General features: G+C 35.0%; 26 protein-coding genes, 1 riboswitch and 2 other annotated features (1 of these 29 cut by a window edge). Of the genes, 17 read left to right on the forward strand and 9 right to left on the reverse strand.

Translation table 11 applies throughout. The features are described from left to right. Positions 1–71 (forward strand) — a binding site (T-box leader) (it extends 178 nt beyond the left edge of the window). A gap of 111 nt (positions 72–182) precedes the next feature. Further along, on the forward strand, positions 183–1,538 hold the full coding sequence (locus ACUXEY_RS24165) for a sodium-dependent transporter (RefSeq protein ID WP_461301796.1): 1,356 nt from the start codon (positions 183–185) through the stop codon (positions 1,536–1,538). A 31-nt stretch (positions 1,539–1,569) separates the two neighbouring features. On the opposite strand, the gene ACUXEY_RS24170 is transcribed toward ACUXEY_RS24165, so the two are convergent. Then, positions 1,570–1,749 (reverse strand): hypothetical protein, encoded by a 180-nt coding sequence (locus ACUXEY_RS24170; protein ID WP_429602143.1) that lies wholly within the window; start codon positions 1,747–1,749, stop codon positions 1,570–1,572. A 73-nt stretch (positions 1,750–1,822) separates the two neighbouring features. Beyond that, positions 1,823–3,085: a murein hydrolase activator EnvC family protein gene (locus ACUXEY_RS24175; protein ID WP_166702122.1), complete on the reverse strand. Its 1,263-nt coding sequence runs from the start codon at positions 3,083–3,085 to the stop codon at positions 1,823–1,825. Positions 3,086–3,577: 492 nt separating this feature from the next. Between ACUXEY_RS24175 and gltP the strand changes: the two genes are divergently transcribed. The 9 genes from gltP (at position 3,578) to ACUXEY_RS24220 (ending at position 11,293) form a co-directional block, all read left to right on the forward strand. Further along, complete coding sequence (gltP, locus tag ACUXEY_RS24180; RefSeq protein ID WP_098096779.1) at positions 3,578–4,849, forward strand: glutamate/aspartate:proton symporter GltP; 1,272 nt, start codon at positions 3,578–3,580, stop codon at positions 4,847–4,849. Between the two features lie 66 nt (positions 4,850–4,915). Further along, positions 4,916–5,434 (forward strand): ribonuclease FAU-1 family protein, encoded by a 519-nt coding sequence (locus tag ACUXEY_RS24185; RefSeq protein ID WP_461301797.1) that lies wholly within the window; start codon positions 4,916–4,918, stop codon positions 5,432–5,434. Positions 5,435–5,554: 120 nt separating this feature from the next. Then, a riboswitch (SAM riboswitch) is annotated at positions 5,555–5,660 on the forward strand. 94 nt (positions 5,661–5,754) lie between these two features. Further along, on the forward strand, positions 5,755–7,071 hold the full coding sequence (locus ACUXEY_RS24190; RefSeq protein WP_000665481.1) for a Na+/H+ antiporter NhaC family protein: 1,317 nt from the start codon (positions 5,755–5,757) through the stop codon (positions 7,069–7,071). A gap of 229 nt (positions 7,072–7,300) precedes the next feature. After that, positions 7,301–7,657: a lmo0954 family membrane protein gene (locus ACUXEY_RS24195; RefSeq protein WP_000808632.1), complete on the forward strand. Its 357-nt coding sequence runs from the start codon at positions 7,301–7,303 to the stop codon at positions 7,655–7,657. Positions 7,658–7,702: 45 nt separating this feature from the next. Continuing rightward, complete coding sequence (locus tag ACUXEY_RS24200) at positions 7,703–8,365, forward strand: PspA/IM30 family protein (RefSeq protein ID WP_000814138.1); 663 nt, start codon at positions 7,703–7,705, stop codon at positions 8,363–8,365. Positions 8,366–8,471: 106 nt separating this feature from the next. Continuing rightward, on the forward strand, positions 8,472–9,212 hold the full coding sequence (gene liaF / locus ACUXEY_RS24205; RefSeq protein ID WP_429602144.1) for a cell wall-active antibiotics response protein LiaF: 741 nt from the start codon (positions 8,472–8,474) through the stop codon (positions 9,210–9,212). Next, positions 9,212–10,267, forward strand: coding sequence for a sensor histidine kinase (locus tag ACUXEY_RS24210; RefSeq protein WP_461301798.1), 1,056 nt, complete (start codon positions 9,212–9,214; stop codon positions 10,265–10,267). Before liaF ends, ACUXEY_RS24210 begins: the two co-directional genes overlap by 1 nt. Then, positions 10,264–10,896, forward strand: a complete 633-nt coding sequence (locus ACUXEY_RS24215) for a response regulator (RefSeq protein WP_000598709.1) — start codon at positions 10,264–10,266, stop codon at positions 10,894–10,896. Before ACUXEY_RS24210 ends, ACUXEY_RS24215 begins: the two co-directional genes overlap by 4 nt. Positions 10,897–10,954: 58 nt before the next feature. Next, positions 10,955–11,293 (forward strand): DUF3922 domain-containing protein, encoded by a 339-nt coding sequence (locus ACUXEY_RS24220; RefSeq protein ID WP_166702639.1) that lies wholly within the window; start codon positions 10,955–10,957, stop codon positions 11,291–11,293. Between the two features lie 24 nt (positions 11,294–11,317). Here ACUXEY_RS24220 and brnQ3 read toward each other — a convergent pair whose 3' ends face one another. Next, positions 11,318–12,673, reverse strand: a complete 1,356-nt coding sequence (gene brnQ3, locus ACUXEY_RS24225) for a branched-chain amino acid transport system II carrier protein BrnQ3 (protein WP_166702127.1) — start codon at positions 12,671–12,673, stop codon at positions 11,318–11,320. Between the two features lie 56 nt (positions 12,674–12,729). After that, positions 12,730–12,988: a binding site (T-box leader), on the reverse strand. Positions 12,989–13,270: 282 nt separating this feature from the next. On the opposite strand from brnQ3, the gene ACUXEY_RS24230 reads away from it, so the two are divergent. Next, entirely contained in the window at positions 13,271–13,480 is a 210-nt protein-coding gene (locus tag ACUXEY_RS24230; RefSeq protein ID WP_000880630.1) for a hypothetical protein, read from the forward strand. 39 nt (positions 13,481–13,519) lie between these two features. Here the strand turns inward: ACUXEY_RS24230 and ACUXEY_RS24235 are convergent, their stop codons facing one another. Beyond that, complete coding sequence (locus ACUXEY_RS24235; protein WP_461301799.1) at positions 13,520–14,296, reverse strand: class I SAM-dependent methyltransferase; 777 nt, start codon at positions 14,294–14,296, stop codon at positions 13,520–13,522. 108 nt (positions 14,297–14,404) lie between these two features. On the opposite strand from ACUXEY_RS24235, the gene ACUXEY_RS24240 reads away from it, so the two are divergent. Next, positions 14,405–15,256, forward strand: coding sequence for a hypothetical protein (locus tag ACUXEY_RS24240; protein ID WP_461301800.1), 852 nt, complete (start codon positions 14,405–14,407; stop codon positions 15,254–15,256). Positions 15,257–15,364: 108 nt separating this feature from the next. On the opposite strand, the gene ACUXEY_RS24245 is transcribed toward ACUXEY_RS24240, so the two are convergent. Then, on the reverse strand, positions 15,365–15,562 hold the full coding sequence (locus tag ACUXEY_RS24245; RefSeq protein ID WP_001053353.1) for a hypothetical protein: 198 nt from the start codon (positions 15,560–15,562) through the stop codon (positions 15,365–15,367). Positions 15,563–15,709: 147 nt separating this feature from the next. Between ACUXEY_RS24245 and ACUXEY_RS24250 the strand changes: the two genes are divergently transcribed. From ACUXEY_RS24250 to hmpA, 3 genes are all read left to right on the forward strand, one after another. Next, positions 15,710–16,807, forward strand: coding sequence for a site-2 protease family protein (locus ACUXEY_RS24250; protein ID WP_166702130.1), 1,098 nt, complete (start codon positions 15,710–15,712; stop codon positions 16,805–16,807). A gap of 114 nt (positions 16,808–16,921) precedes the next feature. Beyond that, positions 16,922–17,440 (forward strand): hypothetical protein, encoded by a 519-nt coding sequence (locus ACUXEY_RS24255; protein ID WP_461301801.1) that lies wholly within the window; start codon positions 16,922–16,924, stop codon positions 17,438–17,440. Positions 17,441–17,599: 159 nt separating this feature from the next. After that, positions 17,600–18,808, forward strand: a complete 1,209-nt coding sequence (gene hmpA, locus ACUXEY_RS24260) for an NO-inducible flavohemoprotein (protein WP_461301802.1) — start codon at positions 17,600–17,602, stop codon at positions 18,806–18,808. 30 nt (positions 18,809–18,838) lie between these two features. On the opposite strand, the gene ACUXEY_RS24265 is transcribed toward hmpA, so the two are convergent. Further along, positions 18,839–19,351 carry a Crp/Fnr family transcriptional regulator gene (locus ACUXEY_RS24265; RefSeq protein ID WP_166702133.1) on the reverse strand — a complete coding sequence of 171 codons (513 nt, stop codon included), beginning with the start codon at positions 19,349–19,351 and terminating at the stop codon, positions 18,839–18,841. 169 nt (positions 19,352–19,520) lie between these two features. Here ACUXEY_RS24265 and ACUXEY_RS24270 point away from each other — a divergent pair, with 169 nt between their 5' ends. Beyond that, positions 19,521–19,748 (forward strand): hypothetical protein, encoded by a 228-nt coding sequence (locus tag ACUXEY_RS24270; protein WP_000882907.1) that lies wholly within the window; start codon positions 19,521–19,523, stop codon positions 19,746–19,748. 294 nt (positions 19,749–20,042) lie between these two features. Here ACUXEY_RS24270 and ACUXEY_RS24275 read toward each other — a convergent pair whose 3' ends face one another. The 3 genes from ACUXEY_RS24275 to ACUXEY_RS24285 form a co-directional block, all read right to left on the reverse strand. Next, positions 20,043–20,843 (reverse strand): sulfite exporter TauE/SafE family protein, encoded by an 801-nt coding sequence (locus tag ACUXEY_RS24275; protein WP_076856103.1) that lies wholly within the window; start codon positions 20,841–20,843, stop codon positions 20,043–20,045. 117 nt (positions 20,844–20,960) lie between these two features. After that, the gene (locus ACUXEY_RS24280) at positions 20,961–21,959 is read right to left on the reverse strand and encodes an inorganic phosphate transporter (RefSeq protein WP_166702134.1); all 999 of its coding nucleotides are present in this window, start codon (positions 21,957–21,959) and stop codon (positions 20,961–20,963) included. An 11-nt stretch (positions 21,960–21,970) separates the two neighbouring features. Next, positions 21,971–22,591 (reverse strand): DUF47 domain-containing protein, encoded by a 621-nt coding sequence (locus ACUXEY_RS24285; protein WP_000231448.1) that lies wholly within the window; start codon positions 22,589–22,591, stop codon positions 21,971–21,973. Positions 22,592–22,903: 312 nt separating this feature from the next. Here ACUXEY_RS24285 and ACUXEY_RS24290 point away from each other — a divergent pair, with 312 nt between their 5' ends. Further along, entirely contained in the window at positions 22,904–24,946 is a 2,043-nt protein-coding gene (locus ACUXEY_RS24290; RefSeq protein WP_461301803.1) for a transglycosylase domain-containing protein, read from the forward strand. Positions 24,947–25,010 lie beyond the last annotated feature (64 nt).

Below are 25,010 nucleotides of genomic sequence, written 5' to 3' on the forward strand. Positions count from 1 at the left end.
TGAACAAGTGGGATTTATCAATCCAATTGAGGTGGTACCACGGTATTTACATTACATATATCGTCCTCTACATGCATATTTGCGTGTAGGGGACTTTTTTATTTTCTAAAGGAGGTGTGCGAGTATGAAATGAAAGTGTATAATTAACAAAAGTTTAAATATTCAGAAAAGGAGAATTTATGATGAAAGAAACACAGCAATGGACGTCGAAAATAGGCTTTGTACTCGCAGCAGCCGGAGCCGCAGTAGGTCTTGGTGCGATATGGAAATTTCCATATGTTGCAGGTAATGGTGGGGGAGGCGCATTCTTCCTTGTATTTTTACTATTAACTTTATTTATAGGTATGCCGCTTCTTTTAGCTGAATTTGTTATTGGACGTAGTACGCAAAAAGAGGCAGTTACAGCGTATAAAGTATTGGTGCCAAATAGCAAGTTATATCCTTGGATTGGTCGTATGGGTGTTGTTACTTGTTTTAGTGTACTATCTTTTTATAGTGTTGTAGGTGGATGGATTTTACTGTATTTATACTATAGTGTTACAGGAAGCTTCTGGAATGGTGCTGTTGATTATGGACAATTGTTTGGTGAAACGATTTCAAATCCAGTTAGCGCGATTGGAGCACAATTTATCTTTATGCTTTGCACTATTTTTGTTGTAAGTAAAGGTGTAGAGAAAGGGATAGAAAAAGCAAGTAAGTATATGATGCCGCTATTATTTATTTTATTTATTGCGATCATAGTTCGTGCGTTAACATTGGATGGTGCTTTTGCTGGGGTAGAGTTCTTCTTAAAACCAGATTTTTCAAAGCTGACAGCAGATACAATTTTATACGCGATGGGACAATCGTTCTTCTCGTTAACAGTTGGTGCCTCAGTAATGGTAACGTATAGTTCATATTTGAAGAAAGAAGAGCATTTAGCTAAATCAGCAACATCTATTGTAAGTTTAACTGTTTTTATTACAGTACTTGCAGGATTAGCAATCTTCCCGGCGATTTTCGCATTAGGCGTTAAGCCGACTGAAGGACCAGGACTACTGTTTATCGTCCTTCCAGCAGTATTTGCGAAAATACCATTTGGACAATTTTTCTTTATTATGTTTTTAGTTTTATTCTTCTTTGCAACGTTAACATCGGCGATTTCTATGCTTGAAATTGTAGTAGCATCTGTTGCGAAAGATAATGAGAAAAAGCGTCCGTCAGCATCATTATTAATTGGTATTCTTATTTTTGCAGTTGGAATTCCGTCAGCTCTATCGTTTGGAATTATGAGTGATGTGAAGATATTTGGGAAAACGTTCTTTGACTTAGTCGATTTCTTGGTAAGTAACGTATTACTGCCGCTGGGTGTACTAGCCATTTCGCTATTTGTACCAAATAAAATGAGTAAAGAAATGTTAATGAAAGAATTAGAAGTTACGGAAACGAAAGGGAAAACATTATTTAATATTTGGTTCTTCTTACTTCGTTATGTTATTCCAGTAACGGTAATCATTGTATTTTTAAATGCGATAGGCGTATTTAAAATGTTTGCATAATAAAAAGACGGAGATTTCTCCGTCTTTTTTATTATGTTGGAGGTGTATTTAATAAGCGATTATAGGCTGTGACGACTGCAATAAATGATTCAATTAAAAATAACGCTGAGCCGCCAAATGTAAATAACCGGCCAATGTAAGTTTCTCTAGCTTCTTCTATTTTTTGTTGTAATTGTGTAGTCGTATGATTTCCCCCGTAAAATATAGGCATTTAGTTGTAGTCTATGTGGAGTGCCTATAGTGTGTGAAGGGAAAAGAAAAAACTCGGTATGCACCGAGTTTTTTTATAATCCGATATAAGGAGATGGATCAACTGCGTTTGTCTTACCGACATTCCATTCTCCAAGATGAAGTTCGAAGTGTAAATGTTGTCCGTATGATTGGCCAGTATTCCCCATAAATCCAAGTTGAGTGCCTTGTTTTACAGTTTGGCCATTTGATACAGAACGGCTACTCATATGAGCATATACTGTCGTGTATGTTTTTCCGTTAATACGGTGAGATAAGTACACAACATTTCCGTAACTAGATGATAATTCTGAGCGAATAACAACGCCATCTGCAGCGGCTATAATGGGAACAGTTCCTGAAGCAGCGATATCGATTCCTTTATGGTTATCTAAAGAACGTGCGCCAAATCCAGAAGTTTTTGATCCAGCTGCTGGTTTAATAAATCCACCGATGTTTGTATCGTGCGGTACCGGAGCGGCTTGAGCAGGTGTGGCAGCTTGTTTGCGAGCTTCCTCTGCCTTCCGTGCCTCTTCAGCTTTACGAGCTTCTTCTGCGCGCTTTTCTTCTTCAATTGCTTTTTGAACAGCTTGACGCTGATTTTCTAAAATACCTTTAGATTCTTCTAATCCTTCAATCTCTGAATCTACTTTTGCTACTTTCGTATGTAGATCGCTAATAAAGGTTTGCTGCTGTTGTTGATTCGTTTGCAACTCTTGTTGTTTTTGAACTAATTTCTGTTCGGCTTCTTTTAATTGTTGCTCTTTTTTCTCGACAGCCTCTTTTTCCTTCGTCACAGCATCTTGGTCAGTTGTTTGTTTTTTCACAATATCGGTATCGTTGTTTAAAATTAAACTGACAGAGTACATATTATCAACGAGATCAGCAATGTTTGCAGAATTTGTTAATACTTCTGTAATGATATTTGTGCGAGGTTTTTCTTGCATAGATTGCAGTCGTTGTTTAATAACTTCCTGACGTGTATCTATGTTTGTTTGTAATTGTTCTATATGTTTCTTTTTTTCGGCAATTACTTGTTGTGTTTTACTAATTTCTTTTTTTGTATCGTTTAACTCAGCTTCGTTTTTATTAATAGAAGTAGTTAAGTCGTCAATTTTCTTTTGTAATTCTTGAATTTCTTTTTCTATTTGTTCTTTCTCAGCTGATTTATTTTGTAAGTCATTTTGTTTTCCTTCTAATTCAGATTGAATATTAGATAATTTATCTTGATTCGTTTCAGCGTATACGGGTGAAAGTAGTGGAGAAACAAAAATTGTTCCTGCTGCTAAAACACTAAACGCTGCAAATTTCTTTTTCATGGTTGTCTAACTCCTTTCCCTATGAATGTTATATATCATAAGAAGAAGAGTGTCTATCGTTGTAATCATAATGTAAAGAAAATTTTATAAAATTGCTAAGTTTTGTCGGAATTTAGCATTTTTCAACAGTAATTGTAATGTTGATTTTATTTTTTTAGTTTGTGCAACAAAGGTGTATTCTAAATTTTTTCTGTAAAATAAAGGGAAAAAACGCAGTTTTATATAGTGAAATTCAAGTTGAAAACCCAATAAAATACTAGTGAGGAATCGTTCTCATGTGAGGTTTTCTGACATGGGATTTGTTTTTGTCAAGAAAATTATTTGCGTTCAGGAAAAGTTATTTTGTTGTCAGATTTAAAATTTTGATTTATGATTTTTAACAGGGACAAAATGTAGTGAATTGTCGAATAATATGTAATACTCTTAATTTCGAGTTTTATAGAGATAGAATGAGAGATAGAGTGACACATCGAAGAGGGGGTTACAATAAATATGAAAAGAATAGGACTTGCATGGCAAATATTAATTGGTCTTGCGCTAGGTATTGCAGTTGGGGCGATTTTCTTTGGCAATCCGGCAGTGGTGAGTTATTTACAACCAATTGGTGATATTTTTATCCGATTAATTAAAATGATCGTTGTACCGATTGTTGTAGCAAGTATTGTTGTTGGAGTTGCTGGTGTTGGCGATGTTAAAAAATTAGGTCGACTAGGCGGAAAAACAATTATTTACTTTGAAATCATTACAACAATTGCAATTATTGTCGGTCTATTAATTGCGAATATTTTCCAACCAGGAAAAGGCGTAAATATGGAGCAGTTAACAAAGACAGATATTTCGAAATATACACATACGACAGAGCAAGTACAAAGTCATTCATTTGCAGATACATTTGTAAATATTGTTCCAACGAACATTATGAAGTCATTAGCTGACGGAGATATGCTTGCTATTATCTTCTTCTCTGTATTATTTGGTTTAGGTGTAGCAGCAATTGGTGAAAGAGGAAGACCGGTTCTTCAATTTTTCCAAGGTGTAGCTGATGCAATGTTTTACGTAACAAATCAAGTTATGAAATTTGCACCATTTGGTGTGTTTGCGCTAATTGGAGTTACAGTTTCTACATTTGGTCTCGCTTCATTAATTCCATTAGGGAAATTATTAATTGTAGTATACGGAGCAATGATTTTCTTCGTTGTAGTCGTATTAGGGATTACAGCGAAAATATTTGGAATTAACATTTTCCAATTCTTTAAGATTCTAAAAGACGAGCTGATCTTAGCATATTCTACAGCTAGTTCAGAAACAGTTTTACCGAAAATCATGGAGAAAATGGAGAAGTTTGGTTGTCCGAAAGCAATTACATCTTTCGTTATTCCGACAGGTTATTCATTTAACTTAGATGGATCAACTTTATATCAAGCAATTGCGGCTATTTTCTTAGCACAAATGTACGGTATTGATTTATCTATTACACAACAAATTACATTATTACTTGTATTGATGGTAACATCAAAAGGTATCGCAGGCGTACCGGGCGTATCATTCGTTGTATTATTAGCGACACTTGGTACAGTAGGTATTCCACCTGAAGGTTTAGCATTCATCGCTGGTATTGACCGTATTTTAGATATGGCTCGTACAGCAGTTAACGTTGTAGGTAACTCTTTAGCAGCTGTAGTTATGTCTAAGTGGGAAGGTCAGTATGACGCTGAAAAAGGACAAGCCTACTTGAAAGAAATTTCTAATAAGCAAGCAGCTTAATTATAATTTGAACAAGCTCTCACATAATATGTGGGGGCTTTTCTATATAGAAGGGGAGCAGACGTAATGAAACGTAAATATGGTGACGGTTCTTCGTGGAAGCGACTACTAGAGAAGAATTATACGGTTAAGCAAATAGAAGAGGGAATGCTAGGAATACTGGAAATAAAAAAGGTGAGAGAACCGAGTTGTAAAGAATATGACGGTAAAGAGCTATGTATTGCTGGCAATCAGTATACGTGGATTCAATATTTCATAGACGGGAAAAACTTTGCGATTACCGCTATGTTAGATGATCAAAAAGAATTAGTGCAATATTATATCGATGTGGCGAAAGAATATGAAATAGACGAGCGTGGTTTACCGTATTTTGATGATTTATATTTAGATGTAGTGTTATTACCGAATGGTAAGATGTATGTGCTAGATGAAGATGAGCTAGAGGATGCTTATAAAAGTGGCGATGTTACAAAAGAAGAGTATGAGTTAGCTTGGTACACTACGAAATGGATAATAGATGCAATAAAAAATAGTGAATTTTATTGGATTTCAATATTGGAAGAAGAAATCAAAAAGTTAAAATGATTGTTGTATTCAAATTTTTGCATAATTACCAAAAAAATCTATACAAAAAATAATTGACTTTTGTTTTGTAAGCGAGTAAAGTTAGGGAAGAAATTATTATTAAAAAATAAATATGAAACCTTCTTATAAAGAGAGGCGGAGGGACTGGCCCTACGATGCCTCGGCAGCGGACTCGATTTCAGAGTGCTGTGCCAAATCCAGCAAGCATGTGCTTGAAAGATGAGAAGAGCGTTTCTTATAGATGTATAAGACCTCTTCTCATTGGAAGAGGTCTTTTGTTATTCATTAGAAAAAGGTTGAAACTAGGGAGAGATGGTACTTTGAAAGAAACGAGAGGAAATGGTTTGGCTTTATTACCACTTGGGATATTTTTGGCGCTATTTATTGGTTCTGGAATTATTACAGGTGATTTCTATAAATTGCCGATACTTGTAGCAATTTCAATTGCTGTAGGGGTTGCTTTAGCAATGAACCGTAAAGAAAGCTTTAATGTAAAAGTAGAACGATTTGCTAAAGGTGCAGGGAACCCAGATATTATGATTATGGTTCTAATTTTTGTCCTGGCAGGAGCATTTTCTGAAACAGCAAAAGGGATGGGCGGCGTTGATTCTACAGTTAACTTAGCGTTATCCATTTTACCGCAAGGATTTATCGTAGCTGGAATTTTTGTTATAGGGGCATTTATTTCATTGGCGATGGGAACTTCAATGGGAACAATTGCTGCATTAGCACCAATTGCTGTAGGTATTAGTGGGCAAACTGATATCTCCATTGCACTTACGATGGCTACTGTTGTTGGCGGGGCGATGTTTGGTGATAATTTATCATTTATTTCAGATACAACAATCGCAGCTGTACGTTCACAAGGAACAGAAATGAAAGATAAGTTTAAAACGAACTTTTTAATTGTACTACCAGCAGCGATTATTACAATTGTACTATTAGTAATCATTACTTTAGGAAGCGACACGCAAATTAAAGCACATAGCTTTGACTGGATAAAGATTTTACCGTATGCAGGAGTACTGATTACAGCATTACTTGGCTGGAATGTACTTATTGTATTAACTGGTGGAACTGTACTATCCGGCGTTATCGGTCTTTTAGATGGAAGTTATACGTTAGAGAGTTTCTTTAAAAGTGTAACGACTGGAATGGGCGGTATGATGGAGTTAGTATTACTTGCTATTTTAATTGGCGGTATGGTCGAACTAATTCAATATAATGGTGGCATTCAATATTTAATGAATATTTTAACACGTAACATTCGTTCAAAAAAAGGAGCAGAGTTTGGTATCGCTGGTTTAGTAGGTATGACGAATATGTGTACAGCGAATAATACGATTTCTATTATCTTTACAGGTCCGCTTGCGAAAAATATTGCAGATCAATATGAAATTGATCCCCGTAAATCAGCGAGTGTATTAGATCTTTTCTCATGCTGTGTGCAAGGATTAATACCATACGGCGCGCAAATGTTAACAGCAGCAGGATTTGCGGCGTTATCTCCAATTGAACTGTTACCATATGCGTTTTATCCGATCTTAGTTGGAGTATGTGGAATCATTTCTATATTAATTGGTTTCCCGAGGTTTTCTAAAGTAGCGGGAAAGAAAGAGTATCATAAAACAGCATAATGAAAAATGAAGTTTATGAAATGAAACGAAAGCCGTACAGAGAATGTCCTCTGTACGGCTTTTTATATGCGCTAAAAGAGTGAATGATACGATGCTACCGCATGTTTTTACAAAAGGCTGAATGCAACTCAGTCTTAAGTCTGAGTCGAAAACGGTTCTTAAGCTCGTTATGGAAAAAAGAAAAAATAGTTAAGATAAGAGTATCAAATCGAAGGGAGGCAAGCACAAGATGAAACAATTTCTAGCGTTTATCGCGGCTGGTATTTTAGCTTTAATTGCTCTTGGCAGTCTTGCTGGTATTATAGGATTCGCAATTGGAGCAGGAGTTGTGTACTGGAGCTATAAATCATTTGTGCGAGCACAATCATTTTTTGGAAAGTTAGCTTGGGGTATTGTTGGTTTAATCGGCTTGTCCATCGCCCTTTCTCATTCCCCAGCATTAATCGGTATTGCAGCATTAGTAGTTCTATACTACGGATACCGTGAGTGGAAAAAAGAAAAAGATGTAGTTGTTGATTCTGCTCCAGAAAGTTCTAAACCATATAGCAACTTTGAAGATGAGTGGAACAAGTTAATGAAAAACTAATATAAAATAAATCAAATTTATAAAGTAGAAGAGAGGAAGATTATAATGAAACAATCTTTATTCGGACGTGTACGCGATGCAATTTTAGCAGATTTTCATAATGTGTTAGATGAGAAAGAAAGAAAAAATCCAATCGCTATGTTAAACCAATATTTACGCGATAGTGAGCGTGAAATAACAAAAATTGAGAAATTAATTCAGCGTCATAAAACATTAAAATCTAATTTCGCTCGTGAGCTTGAGCAAGCACGTTATTTCGTGAATAAAAGATCAAAACAGGCTATTATCGCTCAAGAAGCAGGCGAATTACAGTTACACGAACGTGCATTAGAGGAAGTAGCTTATTATGAAGGGCAAGTCACTCGATTAGAAGAAATGTATGCAGGTGTTGTAGAGCAAATTGATGAGTTAGAGCGTCGTCTTTCTGAAATGAAAAATAAATTAAAAGAAATGCACGCAAAGCGTATGGAATTAATGGCACGTGAAAATATGGCACATGCGAATCGCCGTATGAATACTGCGATGCATAAAATGGATGAAAATAATCCGTTCTTACGATTTGAAGAAATTGAGGATCATATTCGTGACTTAGAAACTCGTATGAATGAGGAGCATGAACGTGACACATTTGATATGAAGATTGCAAAGCTTGAGCGTGAAATGAAGGAAAAGAATGATGTATCGTTAACGAAAGAGTTAACAAAATAATAGTAGTATATTATAAAACAGGCTTATGATATAGTGATAGGAGAAAAGGTGTTGGAAAGCAATGCCTTTTCTTCTATGTATATGTGACAAGAAGGGGGGAGCTGAAATGAAGAAACATTTTTCAAAAACACAATTAATGGGGATGCTCCTCATCATATTTGGATTCGGTCTTTTTCTTGATATGATACTTGGACATTTTGAACCAGGTGGTCTCATTTTTGCATTTATTATGCTTATGTTTGGAAGGCATTATCGTAAAAAGAATCGTTATGTACGGGGAAATGTATTTTTATTTGTTGGTGGTATCGTATTTTTATTCTTCTTATTCTCATCAGCAGCATTTGTTCTTGTCGTATTCGCTTGTTTAGCTTTAATTGGTTATCAATTGATTCAACAAGGACATAAGCAAAAGGCAATGAAGGTTGAAATTAAAGAAAAAGGGATTATAGACGAAGAGAAGCAAATATATCGTACAGAACCATATTTGAAAAATATGTTTGTAGGTAATGTACGAATGATGGATCATATTTATGAACTTGAGGATATTAATCTTCAATATGGTGCTTGTGATGTGGAAATAGATTTAACAACTGCTATGATTCCAGAAGGAGAAACGGTAATTGTTATTCGGGGTGTCGTTGGTAATATTCGTTTATATGTGCCATATGATATTGAACTGTCTTTAAATCATTCTGTTATTGTCGGACGTGTGCTCTTGCCAGGACATGAAGAGACAGGGTTTAACCGTAATGTTACATTTAGAACAGAGCAGTATAAAGAGGCTCCTCGGCGTATTAAAATTATTTCTTCGCTTGTCGTAGGCGATACGGAAGTGAGGAAAGTATAATGAAGAAACAAAAAAATATTTCATGGATGTATATTCGTTATTCTATGTTGTCCTCTGTTAGTATCGCACTCATTTGTACAATTGTATATGTATGGAAGAGCGAGCAACAAGTGTATGATTTATTATGGAAAGAATCCATCGCTTCTGTTCCAATTGGCTTGTTTATTATGACTACAAGTTTACTTATCGGGGGAATTGTAGGATATGCAATTGGTTACTATATAGAGCAGCGTATACAAGGGTTAAATACGTTTTTATTTGAAGTAGAGCGAGGGAATTTTCCAACCGATGTTTCGTTTACTGCAGATGATGAATTTCATGAAGTGGAACGAAAAGTAATCGTTCTTGCTCGTCGATTAGAGGAGCAAGCTGGACTCTTTCAAAAAGTAACGAATGAACGAGCTCATTGGAATGAAGAGATGAGACAAGAAGCGATTTCCCAGGAAAGGCATCGATTGGCGAGGGAGCTGCATGATTCTGTAAGTCAGCAGCTTTTTGCAATGTCGATGATGATGTCGGCTATTAATGAACAAGTAGCTGTATTTCCAGAAACGACGAAAAAGCAGTTGCAGCTCGTTGAAAATATGGTTGTAAATGCACAATCAGAAATGAGAGCATTGCTTCTTCATTTACGCCCAGTGCAGTTAGAAGGTAAGAAACTAACAGAGGGTATAGAAGAGCTTTTAACAGAGCTGTCTAGAAAGCAACATATGAAAATTGAATGGTTAATTGAGCCAATAGAATTGAAAAAAGGTGTAGAAGATCATTTATTCCGCATTGTACAAGAGGCGCTGTCTAATACTTTACGACATGCGAAAGCAAAGAAAACGGAAGTGCGTCTTCGAAAAATTGATCAATATGCAATATTGAAAATTATTGATGATGGCGTGGGATTTGAAGTTGGAGTTAATAAAGCTGGTTCATATGGTTTAAGATCCATGCAAGAGCGTGTGCATGAAATTGGTGGGACATTAAAAGTGCTTAGTTTTCCGGCTAAAGGTACGCAAATAGAAGTGAAAGTACCGATTATGATTGAGAGAGGGGGAGAATCATGATAAAAGTATTATTAGTGGATGATCATGAAATGGTTCGAATGGGTGTATCAGCATATTTATCAACACAGCCAGATATTGAAGTAGTTGGAGAAGCTGAAAATGGAAGAAAAGGTTCAGAGTTAGCTTTGCAATTAAGACCGGATATTATTTTGATGGACCTTGTCATGGACGAGATGGATGGGGTTGAAGCAACACGAGCTATTATTCAGGAATGGCCAGAAGCAAAAATTGTAGTTGTAACGAGTTTTTTAGATGACGAGAAATTGTACCCTGTAATTGAGGCCGGAGCGACAAGTTATTTATTAAAAACATCAAGAGCGAGTGATATAGCAGACGCTGTACGAGCTACTTATGATGGAGAAACGGTATTAGAGCCAAAAGTTACTGGTAAAATGATGTCTCGTATGCGTCAGAAGAAAGAACAACCTTTGCATGAGGAGTTAACAGAAAGAGAGTCTGAAATTTTGTTATTAATTGCAGAAGGAAAAAGTAATCAAGAGATTGCAGATGAATTGTTTATTGCCCTAAAAACAGTAAAGACACATGTGAGTAATATATTAAATAAGCTAAATGTAAGTGACCGGACACAGGCGGTTATTTATGCGTTTAGACATCAATTGACGAAATGATAAAGTAAAACTTTAATCAGTGGGAGGGGTTATCCCGCTGATTATTAGTTTGCACCAAATCTTTTTATTGACGTTAATAAATGTAAGCGTTATCATTAAGTTGTTGACAGTACATACAAAGGGGAGAATGTATATGTTAGTTCAAACTATATTTGGCATGGATAAGTCTAAAAAATTAGGGGATTATGTGAACGCATTACAAGCACTTTGTGAACAATATAATGTGGAAACAAATAAAATTGCAATTGTTGAGGCGACAGAAGAGTACTATTTATTTTTAGTGAAACAAGAGGATTGCTATGATGTTGTCAAAGTAGAAACAGTGGATACAAATATCGACTATTATACGAAAGCTTATAAAATAAGTAGCTTTAATCATACTGCTTTTCAAATGTAAAAAAACTCCCGAAAGGGAGTTTTTTTAGGATGCTTTTACTTCATGAGATTCAGTCAGTAAAGGAACTTTTTTCGCACCGCTTAACTTAGCGATTATAAGACCGATAAGGGCTCCGGCTAATGCTGGTATTAACCAGCCAATTCCTTCATTATATAAAGGGATAAATTCAAAATATGGTGTGATAAATGAAATAGAAATACCACCTTGTTTTAATCCATCAAATACGCTCACCACTGCTGCTCCAATTAAAGCACCTACATAAACAGAGCGATATCCACCGAAATATTTATGTAGTAACGATAGTAGAACGAGTACAATTGCAATTGGATATACGACAAGTAGAATTGGAACAGAGATAGCAATAATTTTTGTTAAACCTAAGTTGGCAACTAATAATCCTAATGCACAAATGATGCTAGCGAACGTTTTATATGAAAATGTAGTCAATAATGTTGAGAAGTATTGACTACATGCAGATACAAGTCCAACACATGTTGTTAAGCAAGCGAGTGTAACGATTAGAGATAATAGAAGTAGGCCATATGGACCGAATAATTGCTGTACGATGACAGTAAGTAATTGTCCACCATTTTTTGCATATCCAAGAGAGACACTAGTTGCACCGAGCCAGCCAAGTGCACCATATACAAGTACGAGACCGGTAGCGGCAATAAGTCCTGCTTTCGCTGTTGCGATGGCAATCGATTTACGGTCCTTTACACCTTTAGAACGAATGGCATTTACTACGATAATTCCAAATGCAAGTGCAGAGATGGTATCCATCGTTAAGTATCCTTCCATAAATCCTTTGAAGATTGGAGAGGTTTGATACTCTTGCATTGCTGCTCCTGATTGCCCGAGTGGTGTAAATACACTTTTAACAAATAATAAGAAAATAGAGAGTAATAAAATAGGTGTTAAAATATTTCCGATGCGATCGACAAGTTTAGATGGATTTAAACTAAGCCAAAATACGATAGCGAAGAAAATGACCGTGTATAAAAATAGTGCTAGGCTACTAGAGCGAATTGTTTCTGGTAAGAAAGAACTAACGCCCATTTCATAAGCGACATTTGCAACGCGCGGAATTCCCATAGAAGGACCGATTGCGATGTATACAACTACAGTAAAGAAAATTCCGAATAATGGGTGAACATGACTTGCAAGTTGTTGCATACCATTTCCTGATAAAGAAATTGCAATAACAGTTAATAATGGTAAACCGACTCCTGTTAGTAAAAACCCAATCATTGCCGGCCAAAAGTTTTCACCTGCATTTTGTCCAAGCATGGGAGGGAAAATTAAATTACCTGCCCCAAAAAATAAAGAAAATAGCATAAGACCAGTGAAAAAAATATGTTTTTTTGATACAGTGTTCATTGTTTTTCCTCCTTTTTTAAATTCATTTGTAAGAACACAAAAAACTCGTCCCTAAAGAAAGGGACGAGTTATATTTACCCGCGATACCACCCTAATTTATACATGTAGAAATGAGTCTATATGTATACGGCTTTACAACGTACAACATGATACGTGTTCCTTGTAACGGGGGACAGCCGGTAAGAACTTACTGTAACATTCGGTTCTACTTCTCGGAGATGATTTTCGGTTACGCACTGAACGTTGGCTTTCAGCAAATCGCCAACTCTCTGGTGGACAGTCCTATAACGTACTCGTTCTCGTCAATGAATTTTTATTCAAGTATTCTGACAGTATTGTTGCATGTTTTTTTTTGAAAGTCAATATTTTTTTGAAAAGATATATTTATATGCGGAATTACCTGAGGGAATATTCTTTGTTTTGAAGCGGAGGGGGATGTAAATTGGATTGTAAAATAGGAGTGAAAATTTGTAGAGAATTGTAAAATTTGTGGAGAAAGTTGATATTTATAGGAGTAAAGAAGGTATTGTTTGAATTTACAGAGAATAATACAACAATCCACTTGCTGGAAAGAACAAACCAAAAGAGGTGACTGAAATGCTTGCGATGGGAGTATTATTTGGCATTATTGCTATAATTGGTTTTATGTGGTTATATTATTCGCGTTCGTTTAAACAAGCAGAAGTTTTACTCTTTCAAAAAGGTAGTTTGTTGACAAATCAGTCTAGATATTTAGTATGTCCGAAGTGTGGAAGTGCACAGGCCAGAAGTGGAGGGTATCAAGAGTGTTGCAAAATTAGATTATGAAAGAAGGAAGCCTCACATTATTTTGTGAGGCTTCCTTCCTTACAATTTCATGGCGCTCCAAATTGTCCATCGATCTCTTTCGATAATAGGAGATACGTTTTGCAAGGCAGTCTGTACTTGTTGTAGAAGTTGAGAAAGTTCATAATCTGTTAATTCGTATAGAATAGATCGACCTGTTCGAGGTGATAAATCTTGTAGCAATGCTTCTACAGAATCATGTATTTTTCGTACTTCCCATTGTGTTTGAGCGGGGAATACGTGAAGAAAATATTTTTGTAGTTCCTGTTGTATTGTGTTGGTTTTTGGACGTCTTTTTGATTCAATATCAATGAGTTTTGGAAAGATAGAGAAAAAATATCCACGGATGTGTTCAGGGCTTCCAGGAATTGTACAATCTTCAATGGTCCGGTCTTGTACAATAAGTACACCGTTTTTCTTTAATATACGAGAAGCTTCACGTAGAAATGTAGGAATGTCGTGTAAATGATGAATAACTGCGCGCGAAATAACAATGTCGAATGTATCATTAGGATAGGGGACGCTATGTGCATCGCCGTGAATGAATGAAATGTTTGAAAAACCGCTACAATTTTCTTTTGCAGCTTGTAATATTTCTTTTGAAAAATCCAGCCCAACAACACTTTTTGCTCCCATAAGAGCAAGTTCTTTCGTATAAATTCCACCACCACAGCCGATATCAATTATTTGCTTGTTTTGTATACTTGTAATACTTTTTATCATTTTTCCCCAAGAAATATGGGCGTTTCGCTGTGCGTATGTGTATTTATTGTTTGCATCGTGAAAATTAATAGACATGAAAAAGACCTCCTTTCAATGCTTAGTATAGCGTATTTTATAGTGTGTCACGTTTTTGTTTTTTGTATGAAGATTATAAGGATTTCTTATTGTAAAGGGAGGATTAAATTGAAAAGGAAATATGTATTGTTAGTGCTTGCTATGTTACTAGCATCTTGTAGTCAAACTGAGCCAAAAAAAGAAACAGAAAAAGTAGAAGAGACGGTGAATGAAGTGAAAGAAATAATAGGGGTAACTGTTATACAAAAAAAACATAAAGAGAAAAAGTTACAGGAATCAGAAGCGAAGTTAGTAATAGACATTATGGATAAAGCGGAGAAACAAGAAATAACAGGGAGCTTTGGTGAACCTGAATATGAAATACAAATTAGTAGAGATGGGAAGAAAGAAACGTATTATGCATGGCTAAGAGGAGAAGACAGACGAGGTTGGGTACAACATAAGAAAGCTATGTATATGCTAAATAAAAAAGATACGGAAAAGCTTTTGGCTATATTTCCAAATGTTTCAGAACAAAAAGAAGATGAGAAGCAGGTAGGACCTTTAACGGAAGTAACAAAAAAAGATTTGCAGATTACCGCGTTTCATATTAAAGCAGGAAATCAAAAAGTGAATTATACGGTACGGTATACAATTTCACAATCACTATACAAAAAGTTAGAGAAAGAAAGAGAATATTATTTGCAAGTCATTTATCCGGAAAAAGTTCAAAAATTAATTGGAGCAAAAGAGAGTGAGGAAATTTCAGGTGAAAAGGTAAAGGAAGGGTATAAACAGTATGAATTACGTGCTACTGTGCATGTAAAAGATGCTTCAGAATCACAATTAAAGGCATTAGAAACATATTATGAAAATTATGATTTGAAAATATTAAATAGTAAAAAAGAGAAAATAGGTGTTTTTCAAAATATCATTCAAATTGTGAAAGATTATGGTGAAAAAATGGATTTACAAAGATAAAGTGAAACTTCAATTAGCCCTTACGGATCGGGGGGGGAATGTCAATTCGTAAAGTCTATATGACCTTTCCTAGGAAATGATAATAGAGAGGGGAAAATCCCCTCTCTATTACTTTGCCTTTGCAGATGGCTCATTCATTGATTTTCGTGTAATAAGAAAAGAAATCATAAGGGCGGACAGGATGATAAGAGCAATAAATACGTGATTGGGCAACAAATCTAATAATAATACGTAACTAACGGTATAAAAAATAAGAGTTGAAGCTAAAAACGATAGAGCTCCTATTATAAGTGATTGTAAATTCATTTGTATGCACCTCCTTGTATTTATATTTTTGGCTAAAAATGGATTATATAAACATTATTTCTAACAATAGAAAAAAATATGTCATAATAGAGAAAAGAACAAGCTTTGATGAATATGATTCATTCATGAGAGATAAAGGAGAGGAATATGAAAAATAATAAAAAAGGATTATGGGGAATTATTGTTGCAATAGGTCTATTTTTACTTTCTAAGTTAAAGTGGGTATTTGCAATTTTTAAATTAGCAAAGTTTTCAACGGTGTTTAGTATGTTTCTATCACTTGGTGCATACGCAGTTATATATGGTTGGAAATTTGGGGTAGCGCTCATTTATTTGTTATTTATTCATGAAATGGGCCATTTATGGGCTGCGAAAAGAAAAGGTATACCAACATCGCCAGCAATATTTATTCCATTTATGGGTGCTCTTATTGGGATGAAAGAGATGCCGAAAAATGCAAAAGATGAAGCTTACATCGCCTTTATGGGACCTCTTTTCGGGTTGTTGTCATTTTTACCGGCAATTCCACTTTATATAATAACGAAAGAGCCATTTTGGGCATTAATTATTTTACTTGGAAGTATGATTAACTTCTTTAACTTGATTCCAGTTTCTCCATTAGATGGTGGGCGAATTATTTCAGTTGTAAGTACAAAGATTTGGGGAGCGGGCCTTATTGTATTGCTCGGTTATTCTATTTACTTTAAAAGTATTTTGGGAGGGTTTATTGTTATTATCGGTTGTATGGAATTATATAGAGTAATAAAGAGAGATGGGCCAATTAAGGAATTAGGATATAGAATTGATGGAATGAAAGAATATGTTGCAAGGCTTGAAGAGGAGTTAAAAGAAACTGGTGCAGTACATCGAAATATATATATGATGCAACATGAAATAAATGTATTAAGGCAAAAAGAACGAGAGAAAGAATTAAAAACAGGAGAACTTCAAAAGCTTGAAGTGTTAGAGTATCTTTTACCAAAGTTTGAGCCACTTGATTACGTCCCATATGAAGATGAAAAAGAAACATATACAATTCATATAAGAGAAGCATTTGAAATGTCAGAAAGAAAATTACAGGAATGGGATGCAGACAAGAGACAACAGGAAAACTATTACAAAGTGGATACAAAAACGAAATGGACAGTATTTGCTTGTTATATCGGATTAATGGCTATACTCGGTTACACAGCTTATGAAGGATATGTTGTTTTACAAGAACATTTGCCAACGAGAAATGTATAGAAAAATATTGTCGAAATGATAGGAAGGATTTATACAGGAATTATTTTTCTACGAGAGAATGTTACAAGTATAGTCATACATTGTAATATCTTTAATAGATAAGGGGTTCTGTATATGAAGAAATTGTTACGTGTATTCGGGATTATTATCGTGATGATCATTGCGAGCTATAGTCTTATGAAAGTGCTGTTACATTATGCGAATAAGCCTGCGGAGGTAAATACGGTAGCTCAAATAGAAGATGTGCAAGAAGAGACAAAAGTGCTAGATTTTATTCGTATGACACATGAAAGCTATAATAATTTCTTAAATTATGGTAAAGCAGAGAATTATACAGAAGGGGACTGGAACCAATTTAAACAATGGTTTCAACAACAAGAATCGTCTTTAAAAAATATACATAAAGAAATAAAGAATGAAAAAATAAAACGCGATGTAAATAGAAGCTATGAAATTGCAAAAAAAGGTGTGGAACTTCACAATATTGAGTATGTAGTTTATGCACATCGTGTATACCATGACTTAGATATTATCGTAAATAAATATAGAGGTGAAACGAACATCTGGGGGTATACAGAATTTGGAGATGGGAAAGATATAAGGGTAATTGAACAAGCTATTGAGTCTAAATAATAAGCTAGCTAGAATTCTAGTTAGCTTATTTTCTTTTGTAAGTACAATGTTCATATATTTTTCACAAAAACACCGTGTTAATAGTGATTAAAATCACAATCTGTATTATACAATTCAGTTAAACTAAAAACAGTTAAGGAAATAGAGGAGTGGGATACAATGTTAAGTGAAAAAACAATTGAAATTGTAAAGTCAACAGTACCATTATTACAAGAAAAAGGCGTTGAAATTACAACGAGATTTTATGAAATTTTATTTTCGGAACATCCGGAGTTATTGAATATTTTCAACCATACAAATCAGAAAAAGGGAAGACAACAACAAGCGTTAGCGAATGCTGTTTATGCAGCTGCAACGTATATTGATAATTTAGAAGTTATTATTCCAGTTGTAAAACAAATTGGTCATAAGCATAGAAGTTTAGGTATTAAAGCAGAGCATTATCCGATTGTAGGTACATGTTTACTACGTGCAATTAAAGAGGTCGCAGGTGCACCTGATGAAGTGTTAAACGCATGGGGAGAAGCTTACGGTGTCATTGCTGATGCATTCATTAGCATTGAAGCAGAGATGTATGAAGAAGCGGCACATAAAGAGGGCGGATGGAAAGATTTCCGTAACTTTGTAGTTGTTAAAAAAGTGAAGGAAAGCGATGTTATTACGTCATTTTATTTAAAACCTGAAGATGGAGGGAAAGTTTCTTCATTCATCCCAGGACAATATGTAACGGTTCAAATAAATATCGAAGGTGAAACATATACACATAATCGTCAATATAGCTTATCAGATGCCCCTGGAAAAGAATATTATCGTATTAGTGTAAAGAAAGAAAAAGGTGTAGATACACCGGATGGTAAAGTATCTAACTACTTACGTGATCATGTAAAAGAAGGCGATATATTACCAGTAAGTGCACCGGCAGGAGATTTCGTATTAAATATGGATTCAACATTACCAGTTGTACTAATTAGTGGTGGAGTAGGTATTACACCAATGATGAGTATGCTAAATACGTTAATTGAACAAAATTCAAAACGTAATGTATGTTTTGTTCATGCCGCACTAAATAGTAATACACATGCAATGAAAGAATACGTTGAGACAATAGATAATGAATACGAACAAGTTAAAGCATACACTTGCTATTCGGCACCGACTGAAAAAGATCTGGAAATGAAAAACTTTGATAAAGAAGGTTTCATTGACGCTGAATGGTTGCAAACGATTATTCCGACAACAGAAGCAGAATTTTATTTCTGTGGCCCAGTACCATTTATGAAACATATAAATGCAGCACTAACTAATTTAGGTGTGAAACAAGAGCATATTCATTATGAATTTTTCGGTCCAGCAGCAAGCTTACAATAGATGTAATTTGAATAAGCAAAAAACGAGGTATTATTTTACCTCGTTTTTTATTTGTTCTCGTAATAGTCGATTTACCGTTTCACGGCGTATACCAATGAGCTGACCAATTTCAGTTTGTGTTAATATTTCATATATAGGAATGTCACCTAAATATAGTGTGAACCATTCTTGTAAGCGATGAAGACGTTCTTTTGGAGAGACGGTCGTCAATTGATCGATACGTTGCTGCATCATTCTTAATTTTGATTGTAATTGCATAGCGATATCTGCATATGATGCAGGGTTCGCTTGAAGTTGATCGTACCACTCATTACTCATTATAGGTTCAACTTCTGTTTTCATTAAAGCGATTGCTGTACCGTGATATTCCTTCGGTGAAATTAAGGAATGGTGAGGTATCGTTTCTCCTGGAACGATAATGTTGAATAGAAATGGTGTTCCATCTTCTTCTATCCTTACTACTTTTAATAAACCTGTTTTTATAAAATATAAAGGACCGTCCTCGCCTTGACGGAATAATACATCTCCTTTGTGTAGAATCAATGTTAGCCCCCCATTTAAACATTTCTATTTCTTTTATTTTAGCGTATATGTATAAAGACAATATGTTTTTAAACAGCAATTTCATTGACGAAATATATGCTATTACAGTAGTATACTATTTAGTGTGTAATAGTACTAGCAATGAATACGCTGTAGGGGGTTTAGTATATTGTTAGATGCGATAAAAATGACGGATATGAGAATTCCGGCGAATGCTATCATTCATGTAGAAGAGATGAAGGGTGGAGTCGTGTTATCCGTTGAAGTGGACGGCCAAATTATTTATACGATGGCTTATGATGAAGAAACAGATAGTTATGCTGAATTATATGATCGAAACGATAAGAGGGCGTGCCAAGTACATGAGGATTTTATGGGATGGTCACTTCTTCACTAAAAAAGATGTCAATATGACATCTTTTTTTATTAAACCGATAGAATATACAAAGAAATGAAATATAAGGATAAAATTTGTAATAAATGATTTTGCATTGTTAGCACTTTGTAACTGCAAGTAAACTATTTTTTCGCTATCATAAAGATAACAGTCGCAGTTATAGGAGTGGTCAACGTGAGGAAAGTACATATTTCTAATTACATGCTATTATGTGTTTGTTTAATTTTATTTGTTCTCTTAGGAGGATTTTTATATTCATGTGTATAAGAAAAAACGCATTCTAAAAAGAACGCGTTATAAAAAAGAAGTAATGATTAATCTAGTTCCGAGAATAATTAATGTGATACGTAATAAATTAATTACGGCGTTACCGCTTAATTTTGTATTAATATAAGCCCCGATTTTTCCGCCAATCCATGCACCAGGAATAAGAATTAATGCGTAAATCCAGCTGACATTTCCAAGAGAGATGTGAGTTGCCGAACTTACAATTGCTGATAGAAATACGATAAACATCGAAGTTGCTACAGCAATGTGTGCTGGGAATGCAAAAAGTAGCATCATTGCTGGAACAAGTAAGGCACCGCCACCAATTCCAAATAACCCAGATATAAAACCAACTATAAAGGCGATAAAGATAGCGAGAAGCGGTGGGAATTGATAGTGTACAGTGTTTCCTTCGTTATCTGTAAAAGAACGCTTAATTACCGTCATATTTGATAAAGAAAGGGGGTTTAATTTGTCTCGTAACATAAGAAGAATGGAGACAAAAATAAGGAAAATCCCAAAATATAAAGAAAATGTATCTTGGTTTAAAAATTTATTTGCCCACGAGCCAATGATGCCACCAGGGCCACTCCCGATAAATAAAATAAGTCCACTTTTGTAATCTACTCGTTTATGCTTCATATAAGTAAGGGTGGAAGATAGTCCTGTAAAAACGACTGTTACCATTGAAGTTCCTACTGCAAGTTGTGGTGATAGGCTGTGTAATCCGATTAGTAACGGAACAATAATAATTCCGCCACCAAGCCCGACTAGACTCCCGACTGTCCCGGCGATTAGCCCGATGAAAAGTAACATGATGTATTCCAAAATTGCCAACTCCTCTATATAACTTATCCACCAATTATTATACACGCTTTTTCATGAGAAAAAGCTTTGTTCACAAAAAAGTCGTCTTCCTAGAAAAATAAGGAAGACGACTTTTAATTAAAAGATTAATTGTAATAAAGAGTAAAATAAAGCAGCTAAAGAAGCTGAAATAGGAAGTGTGATAACCCAAGTAATTAACATGCGTTTTGCAGTTCCCCATTTTACACCTTTTACACGATGAGAAGCACCAACCCCTAAAATAGAAGAAGAGATAACGTGCGTCGTACTAACTGGTAAGTGAATGAATGTTGCCCCGAAAATAACAAGAGATGATGATAAATCGGCAGCTACACCATTTACAGGACGAATTTTCATAATTTGTCCACCGACAGTTTTAATAATTTTCCATCCACCGACAGAAGTACCAAGACCCATTGCAATCGCACAAGATAATTGTACCCAGAACGGGATGTCGCTAGAAGTATGGTAGCTATTAGCCATAAGAGCCATCGTGATGATTCCCATTGCTTTTTGCGCATCATTCGTACCGTGTGTATAAGCTTGTAATGCAGCAGTGAAAATCTGGAATATACGGAAGTTTTTGTTCGTCTTCGTTAAATTGAAGTTTTTAAAGACGACTTTAAAAATACTGTATACGGTATAACCGATAACAAAAGCGATAATCGGTGAAATGATTAAAGCTTCAAGAATTTTGATAAACCCTTTAAGATTTAATGAGCTAATACCGGCAGCAGCGATAGCTGCACCTGCGATTGAGCCAATAATTGCATGCGAAGAACTACTTGGAATACCGTAGTACCAAGTAATTAAGTTCCAAGCTATTGCCGCAAGTAAAGCAGCTAAAATTACAAGAGAACCATTTTGCAAGGCAAATGGGTCAACGATATCTTTTGTAATCGTTTTTGCTACACCTGTAAATGTCATTGCACCTAAAAAGTTCATAATAGCTGCCATAACAATTGCATGTCTAGGCTTTAGAGCTTTCGTTGAAACAGCCGTTGCAATAGCGTTTGCTGTATCGTGAAATCCATTGATAAAGTCAAAAGCTAAAGCGCAAATGACTACTAAAACGGTCAGTATCAAGAGTGTATCCATGATCAAACTCCTTACGCGTTCTTCATAATAATTGTTTCTAGTACGTTTGCAACGCTTTGGCAGCTATCCGCTACTTCTTCAAGCTCTTCGTAAATCTCTTTGTATTGAATAATTTTAATCGGATCTTTTTCACGAGAGAATAAGTGTTTAATCGCATGACGGCGAATATCATCACATTGCGATTCGTAATCCTTAATCTTAATCGCATTTGTACGAATGTCGACTAATTTTTTGTTAGACATTAATTCAACAGAGTTTGCAATTTCAATCGCACATTGATTAATTGCTTCTACGAATTTAATCATGTATTCATCAGCTTCTGTAATAGAATACATTTCGAATAGACCAGCACTATGATCTAATCCGTCTAATACATCATCCATACTCATTGCAAGTTGTAGGATGTCCTCACGTTCAATAGGAGTAATAAACGCTTTGTTTAGCTCCATAATGATTTCGTGAATAAATGAGTCACCTTTTGACTCATACTCTTTCATGCGCATAGAAAACTCTTTTAAATCGCTAGCATTTTTAATTTTATACTCCACGAAAAACTGCGCGCCTTCTTTTAAATTTTCGGAAACATTCATTAACATTTCAGAAAATTTATCTTTTTTTGATTTAAAGACCATTATTAGTTACCCCCACAAAAGTAATATATGTAAAATATATTGGCTAGTCAATTCTAACAAAAAACTGTCGTTTTTTAAAACATTTTATCGAAAAGTTTACAAAAACTTAACATAACTCTTATTGTTGTATTAATAATATTAATAATCAATATTGAATATCTTACTTGTAGAATGTCCTTTTCTTGCAAAAAGTATGAATGTGAAAGAAAAGCTTTACACTACAGGAAAGACTACGCTATTATAATAAATTTAAAAGGAGGTATATTCTTCCTTTTGAAAAGAAGAGTGTAAACAAACGAAGGAAGTGAACGAATGAAATTGAAGAACACTCACTTAAAAAAAATGCAGGAGTGGTTCAATAAGAGAAAGAAACTTCGTAATTCATTAATTGTATTAGGAAGTTTACTTGCTACTCTATTTATTGCTATAAATATAATAATTTCCATTCAAGACATATCTGAATTAAAACAAGCTGTTCCGCAACCGACCTTAATTTATGATGCAAATAATGAAGTTGCGACTAAATTAGCTTCTTCTAAAACAGAAGGTGTTAAAAGGAAAGATATTCCTGATATTATGGTTCAGGCAATTGTTGCAGTTGAAGATAAGGAATTTTTTAATCATCACGGTATTTACTATAGTGGAATTATAAGTGCAGTTTTTAAAAATATTACAGCAGGAGAAGTTGTAGCAGGGGGAAGTACAATTACACAACAACTTGCGAAAAATGTATTTCTAACACAAGACCGCACATACTCTCGAAAAATAAAGGAATATTTTTTAACAAAAAAAATAGAGCGTACGTATACGAAAGATGAAATTATTGAAATGTATATGAACCAAATTTATTTTGGTGAAGGTGCTTGGGGGATAAAAAGAGCAGCTAAATCTTATTTTGATAAAGAGGTAAAAAATTTAACAATTTCAGAAGCTGCAACGATTGCAGGATTAATTAAAGCACCATCTGCATATTCACCTTATAAAAACTTTAATAAGTCAATTGAAAGACGTAATGTCGTATTAAGTTTAATGAAAGAGCAAGGGTATATTTCTGACGAACAGTATAATAAAGAAAAAGAGAGCGGTCTTGTATTAAAACGTGGTGTGGATGATAAATACAAGGGGAAATATTCTCAATATGTAGACTATATTGTTAGAGAAGCGATGGACAAGTACGAATTAACACAAAATGAAATTTTAGCGGGTGGTTATCGTATTTATACAGAGCTTGATCCGAAAAAACAACAGGCTGTAGAAGACGTTGTGAATAATGATAGTTATTTCAAAGATAGTGGCTCAGACCAACTTATGCAAACGGGTGTAGTTCTTACGAATCCAAAAACAGGTGGTGTACCAGCTTTAGTTGGAGGTAGAGGGCCGTATCAGTTTTTACAGTTTAACCATGCAACCCAATTAAAAAGACAACCTGGCTCAACGTTAAAGCCTTTAGCTGTATATGTACCCGCGTTAGAGCAAGGGTATGAAGTATACGATATATTGAAAGATGAACCATTTAATATTAAAGAATATAAACCACAAAATAGCGATCATACTTTTCACGGTGATGTGACAATGTATGAAGCTGTGGCAAAGTCGTACAATGTTTCGGCTGTTTGGCTATTAGAACAGATTGGATTAGATAAAGGATTGAAATCTTTAGAGCGATTTGGTATTCCATTAGTACCAGAAGATCGTACGTATCCGATTGCTTTAGGCGGTATGCATGTAGGTACATCTCCATTTGTAATGGCTCAAGCGTATAGTACATTTGCAAATGATGGTGTCCAAGTGGAAGCTCATGCGATTAGAGAGATACAAAATGCTGAAGGTGAAACGATTGGAAAGTGGTATAAGAAAGAGACACGAGTGACAAGCGAGAAAATTTCTCAAAAGATGACATATTTATTAAAAGGTGTTGTCGAAAAGGGGACGGGCGAAAAGGCGAAAGTTAATAATGTTGATACAGCCGGTAAGACAGGAACTACTCAAATTGTAAATGGACCAAGCACCGGTGCAAAGGATTCATGGTTTGTTGGATACACACCAGATTTAGTAGGTGCGATTTGGATAGGATATGATAAAACAGATAGTGATCATTATGTTCCGGGCGGGAGTCAAATTACGACGACAATGTTCCGGGATATTATGAGAAAAGCGAATGCCAATCCAGCTCAAAAAGCATTCCAGTTATCGCTCATATCTGAGGCTGATTATAAAAAACAATTGAATACAATAGAAGAGGAAAAACGAAGAAAAGAAGAAGAGAAGAGAAGGAAAGAAGAAGAACAACAAAGAAAAAAAGAGCAACAAGAGTGGATTGATAAAGTGAAAGAATGGATTCCTTCATTTTGGTAAAAGAAAGAGGCGGATAACGAAATTCGCCTCTTTTTCGTATGAAAAACAAAGTGAAACTTAAAAT

Source organism: Bacillus sp. F9_6S_D1_P_5, assembly GCF_054823925.1.